This window comes from Streptomyces cacaoi (assembly GCF_006539165.1).
In the GTDB taxonomy this organism is placed as follows: domain Bacteria; phylum Actinomycetota; class Actinomycetes; order Streptomycetales; family Streptomycetaceae; genus Streptomyces; species Streptomyces cacaoi.
On sequence record NZ_BJMM01000062.1, the window covers coordinates 22,778 to 28,777 of the forward strand.

At 73.6% G+C, this 6,000-nt stretch carries 4 protein-coding genes; 1 reads left to right on the forward strand and 3 read right to left on the reverse strand.

Translation table 11 applies throughout. The features are described 5' to 3' along the window. Positions 1 to 42: 42 nt before the first annotated feature. From pucD to SCA03_RS31280, 3 genes are read right to left on the reverse strand one after another with little or no spacing between them, the layout of a single operon-like run. Positions 43 to 2,433 carry a xanthine dehydrogenase subunit D gene (gene pucD / locus SCA03_RS31270; RefSeq protein WP_086815357.1) on the reverse strand — a complete coding sequence of 797 codons (2,391 nt, stop codon included), beginning with the start codon at positions 2,431 to 2,433 and terminating at the stop codon, positions 43 to 45. A gap of 1 nt (position 2,434) precedes the next feature. Next, entirely contained in the window at positions 2,435 to 2,971 is a 537-nt protein-coding gene (locus tag SCA03_RS31275; RefSeq protein ID WP_030886078.1) for a (2Fe-2S)-binding protein, read from the reverse strand. Beyond that, positions 2,962 to 3,870 (reverse strand): FAD binding domain-containing protein, encoded by a 909-nt coding sequence (locus SCA03_RS31280; RefSeq protein WP_030886081.1) that lies wholly within the window; start codon positions 3,868 to 3,870, stop codon positions 2,962 to 2,964. The genes SCA03_RS31275 and SCA03_RS31280 overlap by 10 nt, the downstream gene beginning before the upstream one ends. 308 nt (positions 3,871 to 4,178) lie before the next feature. On the opposite strand from SCA03_RS31280, the gene SCA03_RS31285 reads away from it, so the two are divergent. Further along, on the forward strand, positions 4,179 to 5,891 hold the full coding sequence (locus SCA03_RS31285; protein ID WP_030886084.1) for a PucR family transcriptional regulator: 1,713 nt from the start codon (positions 4,179 to 4,181) through the stop codon (positions 5,889 to 5,891). Positions 5,892 to 6,000 lie beyond the last annotated feature (109 nt).

Genomic DNA, 6,000 nt, shown 5'->3' on the forward strand with positions numbered 1-6,000 from the left:
GGTGTCCCGTGGCTGTCCGGGCGAGGGCGGGGCAGGGGAGTCTCAGGCGACGATGTGCTCCGGGCGCACGGGCACCCGCTTCAGCGCCTTGCCCGTCGCGGCCCGGATCGCCGCCAGGACCGCGGGGGTGGAGGAGAGGGTGGGGGCCTCTCCCGCGCCGCGCAGACCGTAGGGGGCGTGCTCGTCGGCCAGTTCGAGGACGTCGACGGGGATCGTGGGGGTGTCCAGGATGGTGGGGATCAGATAGTCCGTGAAGGACGGATTGCGCACCTTGGCGTTCTCCACCACGATCTCCTCCATCACGGCCAGGCCCAGGCCCTGGGTGGTACCGCCGTGGATCTGCCCGACGACCGCGTCCGGGTTCATGGCCTTGCCGACGTCCTGGGCGCAGGCCAGCTCGATCACCTTGACCAGGCCCAGCTCGGTGTCGACCTCGACGACGGCCCGGTGCGCGGCGAAGGAGAACTGGACGTGGCCGAAGCCCTGGCCGGTCGCCGGGTCCAGCGCGACGGTCGGCCGGTGCCGGAACTCGTCCACGGCCTCGACCGGTTCGTCGCCGAGGACGTCGACGAGCGGGGCGAGCACCTCGCCGGCGTCGGTGACCACCTTGCCGCCCTCCAGCAGGAGTTCGGCCGTGGCCCACGCCGGATGGTAGGTGCCCAGCCGCTCCCGGCCGCGCCGGAACACCTCCTCGCGCACCAGCTCACAGACGTGCCGCACCGCGCCACCGGTCATGTACGTCTGCCGGGAGGCGGACGTCGAACCCGCCGAGCCCACCCGGGTGTCGGCCGGGTGGATCGTCACCCGGGTCACACCCAGCTCGGTGCGGGCGATCTGGGCGTGGACGGTGACGCCGCCCTGGCCCACCTCGGCCGCCGCCGTGTGCACCGTCGCGACGGGCTCGCCGCCGATGACCTCCAGGCGCACCCGCGCGGTCGAGTAGTCGTCGAACCCCTCGGAGAAGCAGACGTTCTTCACGCCGACCGCGTAGCCGACGCCCCGCACGACGCCCTCGCCGTGCGTGGTGTTGGACAGCCCGCCGGGCAGGGCCCGCACGTCCGGTGCGCCGCCGAGGGTCTCCCACTGGCGCTCCGGCGGCAGCGGCCTGGCCTTGACCCGGCGCAGCAGCTCGGCGACCGGCGCCGGGGAGTCCACCACCTGCCCCGTGGGCATCCGGTCGCCCTGCGACATGGCGTTCTTCCGGCGGAACTCGACCGGGTCCATGCCCAGTTCGGCGGCGAGCTTGTCCATCTGCGCCTCGTAGGCGAAGCACGCCTGGACGGCGCCGAAGCCGCGCATCGCCCCGCACGGCGGGTTGTTGGTGTAGAGCGCGAGCGCCTCGATCTCCACGTCGTCGACGACGTACGGGCCCGCCGCGTGCGAGGACGCGTTGCCGACGACGGCGGGCGAGGCGGACGCGTAGGCCCCGCCGTCCAGCACGATGCGGCAGCGGATGTGCGTCAGCGTGCCGTCGCGGGTGGCGCCGTGCTCGTACCACAGCGTGGCCGGGTGCCGGTGGACGTGCCCGAAGAAGGACTCGAAGCGGTTGTAGACCATCTTCACGGGCTTGCGGGTGCGCAGCGCCAGCAGACAGGCGTGGATCTGCATGGACAGGTCCTCGCGCCCGCCGAAGGCGCCGCCGACCCCCGCGAGCGTCATCCGCACCTTGTCCTCGGGCAGGCCGAGGACGGGCGCGATCTGCCGCAGGTCGGAGTGGAGCCACTGGGTGGCGACGTAAAGGTCGACGCCGCCGTCCTCGGCCGGCACCGCGAGCCCGGACTCCGGGCCGAGGAACGCCTGGTCCTGCATGCCGACCTCGTACTCGCCGGAGACGACCACCTCGGCGCGGGCGGCGGCCGCGGCCACGTCGCCGCGCACGATCGGCTGCCGGTGCACGATGTTGGGGTGCGGCACGTGGGCGGCGTGGTGGTCGTCCCGGTCCGGGTGCAGCACCGGGGCGTCCGCGGCGAGCGCCGTCGCCTCGTCGTGCACCAGGGGCAGTTCGCGGTACTCGACCTTGATCTTCGCCGCGGCGCGGCGCGCGGTCTCCGGGTGGTCCGCGGCGACGAGCGCGACCGGCTCGCCCTGGTGGCGCACCTTCCCGCCGGCCAGCACCGGGGTGTCCCGCAGTTCCAGGCCGTACTTCTTCACCTCGGCCGGCAGATCGTCGTGCGTGAGCACGGCGTACACCCCGGCCTGGGCCAGCGCCTCGCCGACGTCGACGGAGACGATCTCGGCGTGTGCGTGCGGGCTGCGCAGGGTGAAGCCCCACAGCATGTCCTCGTGCCACATGTCCGACGAGTAGGCGAACTCGCCGGTGGCCTTGAGGACACCGTCCGGCCGCAGCGACGAGTCCCCCACCCCGCCGGACACGGCGGCCCCCTGACTGAGCTGGGACGGGGTGCGCGTGGGCACCCGGGTGGAGCCGGCCATCTCAGACCACCTCGCGCGTCTCGTCCGCGCGGGCCGCGGCGAGCCGGACGGCGTCCAGGATCTTCTCGTAGCCGGTGCAGCGGCACAGATTGCCCGACAGCGCCTCCCGGATGTCGGCGTCGGACGGCTGCGGCTTGCGCTCGATCAGCTCGTCGGCCGCCACCAGCAGGCCCGGCGTGCAGAAGCCGCACTGGACGGCGCCGGCGTCGATGAACGCCTGCTGCACGGGCGAGAGTTCGGCCGCCGCCTCGGCGTCACCGGCCGCCCGCTCCGCTCCCCCGGCGCGCCGGCGTGCGAACTCCGGCAGCCCCTCGACCGTGGTGACCTCGCGGCCCTCCGCCTGGCCCGCGGCGACCAGACAGGCACACACCGGCGTGCCGTCCAGCCGCACCGTGCACGAGCCGCACTCGCCCTGCTCGCAGGCGTTCTTGGAGCCCGGCAGACCCATCCGCTCGCGCAGCACGTACAGCAGCGACTCGCCCTCCCAGACGTCGTCCGCCTCGTGCTGCCGTCCGTTGACGGTGAATGTCACGCGCATGGGGCGCCTCCTTCGGTCGTGGTGCCGCCCGGCCGGTTGCCGCGGTAGCTCTCCCAGGTCCAGCCGAGCGTGCGGCGGGCCATGACGCCCACCGCCCGACGCCGGTACGCGGCGCTGCCGCGCACGTCGTCGATGGGGTTGCAGGCCCCCGCGCACAGCTCCGCGAACTCCCGGGCCAGCGACGGGGTCAAGGTGGCGCCGCTGTCCCAGAAGCCGCCCTCCTCCAGCGCCGCACCGAGGAAGTCCTCGGCGGCACGGGGACGGACCGGCGTGGGTGCGGCGGAGCCGATACCGGCCCGCACGGTACGGCTCTCGGGGTGCAGTGCGATGCTGAAGGCGCACACCGCGATCACCATCGCGTTGCGCGTACCGACCTTCGAGAACTGCTGCGGACCGTCGGCCTTCTTGATGTGGATGTTCTTGATCAGTTCGTCCTCGGCGAGCGCGTTCCGCTTCACGCCGGTGTAGAAGTCCTCGACCGGGATGAACCGGGTGCCCCGCACCGACTCCGCCTCCACCTCGGCGCCCGCTGCGAGCAGCGCGGGGTGCGAGTCCCCTGCGGGGGAGGCGGCGCCCAGGTTTCCGCCGACGCTGCCCCGGTTGCGGATCTGGGGCGAGCCGACGGTGTGCGAAGCCAGCGCGAGGCCCGGCAGCTCGGTCGCCAGACGGTCGATGACCTCCGAGTAGGGCACGGAGGCGCCGAGCCGGACGGTCTCGTCACCGACCTCCCACTCGTGCAGCTCAGGGATCCGGTTCAGGTCCATGAGATGGCCGGGGCGGCGGTGGTCGAAGTTGATCTCGACCATGACGTCGGTGCCACCGGCGATGGGCACGGCGGAGGGGTGCTCGGCCTTGGCCGCGAGCGCCTCCTCCCAACTGGCCGGGCGGAGAAACTCCATGGGTGTCTCTTCTCGGTGTAGCTGGCGGAATGCGCCTCAGTACACCGACAGGTACCCCCCGCGGTGCAGTCACCGAAAACATGAAGCGTTTGGCTGGTCGGGCCTCGGGTCTTGTAGATTCGAACGAACGCCGGACGCCGGTCACCTCTCGGTTTCCTCCCGGCAACCGGGCACCACCGGCCCCGCCCCACCCGGCCCCCACCGGCCCGGCAACGCACCCGTTCCGGCCACCACGGGCCGCACGGCGCCCGGGCACCCCCGACAGCGATGACGATGACAGCGACAACAGAACGGCAGGCGACCACACGATGCGGCTGCGCGCCCTCCTGGACAACGACTCCCTGGGCCTCCGCCTCCTCGGCGGCGAGGACGAACTGGACCGCACGGTCCGCGGAGTCATGACCACCGACCTGCGCGACCCCAGCCGCTATCTGTCCGGCGGTGAACTCGTGCTCACCGGCCTGGCCTGGCGGCGCGGCCCCGAGGACTCCGAACCCTTCGCCCAGATCCTCGCCACGGCCGGCGTCGCCGGGCTGGCCGCCGGCGAGGCCGAACTGGGCACCGTGCCCGAGGACCTCGTCGTGGCCTGCGCCCGGCACCGGCTGCCGCTGTTCTCCGTCACCGAATCGGTGGCCTTCGCCACCATCACCGAGCACGTCGTCCGCCAGGTCTCGACCGAACGCGCCGGAGACCTCGCCGCCGTCGTCGACCGGCACCGCCGGCTGATGTCGTCCGGCCCCGCAGGCGGCGGCCCCGACGTCGTCCTCGACCTGCTGCGCTCCGACCTCGACCTCGCCGCCTGGGTCCTCTCCCCCACCGGACGGCAGATCGCCGGGCCCAGCGCGGGCGCCCCCCTCCCGCACGCCACCGCCGCACACCTGGCAGGCGCCCACATGGCCGCCGTCCGCACCGGCCGCCGCCAGCCGCACCGCACGGTGCACGAAGGCGCCGCCTACTCCGTCTTCCCCGTGCACAGCGGCACCCGCGACCCGCGCGAGACCGTGCTGTCCGACTGGATGCTGGCCGTCTCCGCCGACGCCGGCGACTGGCCCGCCGAACGGCTCGACCTGCTCCAGGGCGTCACCCAGCTCATCGCCGTCGAACGCGACCGCCGCGAGGCCGCCCGCACCGTGCGCCGCCGCCTCGCGCAGGAAGTCCTCGAACTCGTGCAGACCGGCGCCCCGCCCGCCGAGATCGCCGCGCGGCTCCGCGTCGCCGCGCCCGTCCTCCTGCCCGGGCTGGGCGCCGCACCGCACTGGCAGGTGATCGTCGGACGGGTCGACCGGGCCCCGCACGGCGCCGAACAGGCCGACAGGCCCCAGCCGCCCGACGAGGCCGGCGCCGTCGCCCAGTCGCTGCTGGAGGAAATGCTCGTCGACCCGCGCGCCGCCGGGCCCACCGGCTCGGACCGCATCGCCGTCGCACAGACCGACGACGAGGCCGTCGCCCTCGTGCCGCTGCCCGCACCCGGCGGCGACGGCGAACCCCACGCGGAAGCCTCCCTCAGCGGGCTCGGCGACGGCACGGGCGTCCACGCCGAGGCGCTGCTCGACGCCGTGCAGGAACCGCTCTCCCAGGGCCTCGGCGACGACGGGCGGCTCACCCTCGGCGTCAGCGCCGCCGTGCACTCGGCGGAGGGGCTGCGTGGGGCGCTGGAGGAGGCCCGGCACGCACGGCGGGTCGCCGCCGCGCGGCCCGGGGCCGTGCGGGCCGCCGGGCACGAGGAGCTGGCCTCCCATGTGCTGCTGCTGCCGTTCGTCCCCGACGATGTGCGGCGGGCGTTCACCGCTCGGCTGCTCGATCCGCTGCGCGAGTACGACCGGAAGCACCGGGCCGAGTTGGTGCCCACGCTGGATGCCTTCCTGTCCGCCGACGGCTCCTGGACGCGGTGTGCCGCGCGGCTCCATCTGCACGTCAATACGCTGCGCTATCGGGTCAGCCGTATCGAACAGCTCACCGGGCGTGATCTGTCCCGCCTTGAGGACAAACTGGACTTCTTCCTCGCCCTACGGATGAGTTGAGGCCCGCAGCCACCCTTCGGGTGTGCCTGGCTTTTGCGCTGCTCGCCTGCTGGTTGCGCCCTGCTTCAGGGTGCGCCTTTTGCGGTTCGTCTGGTTGGCTCGCCCGATT

Bases quoted from the DNA above. Each gene is read 5' to 3' on its own strand.
- pucD (WP_086815357.1), bottom strand. From the start codon at position 2,433: ATGGCCGGCTCCACCCGGGTGCCCACGCGCACCCCGTCCCAGCTCAGT.
- SCA03_RS31275 (WP_030886078.1), bottom strand. From the start codon at position 2,971: ATGCGCGTGACATTCACCGTCAACGGACGGCAGCACGAGGCGGACGAC.
- SCA03_RS31280 (WP_030886081.1), bottom strand. From the start codon at position 3,870: ATGGAGTTTCTCCGCCCGGCCAGTTGGGAGGAGGCGCTCGCGGCCAAG.
- SCA03_RS31285 (WP_030886084.1), top strand. From the start codon at position 4,179: ATGCGGCTGCGCGCCCTCCTGGACAACGACTCCCTGGGCCTCCGCCTC.